The sequence below is a fragment of the Pedobacter sp. GQ55 genome (assembly GCF_059758925.1).
On sequence record NZ_JCAXEI010000035.1, the window covers coordinates 1 to 328 of the forward strand.

At 47.9% G+C, this 328-nt stretch carries 1 protein-coding gene; it reads left to right on the plus strand.

Annotated elements, in window-relative coordinates; translation table 11 throughout:
- A partial coding sequence (locus AC6CH7_RS26510; protein WP_498265568.1) for a hypothetical protein occupies window positions 1-328 on the plus strand: 328 nt, incomplete at both ends.

The following is a 328-nucleotide window of genomic DNA, read 5'->3' on the forward strand; positions in this document are numbered from 1 at the left end:
TGCATTATACGCTGCTATTCAGCAAACTTCCGGGTCGGCGTCGTTTTCTTTTTTATTTACTGATCAGCTGCTCAGTCGCTTTAGGGGCAGCTGTGGCCGGGGCGGCTGTGGCTTCACTGCCTTTCGTAGTTGGTCCTGGTTTTCTATTTGGTGATGGTTACCGCTCAGCAAGAGATATTCTGGTAATGATGACGCTCCTGGCATGGGTGAACGGTGTTGTCGGGGCGATCATCAAAGGCTGCGTGACCTGGTATAAAGAAATAAGCTTGAAAGATGAATTGCGATCAAAGAACAGGGAGATAGAGCTGGAGCTTGTAAAATCACAAAT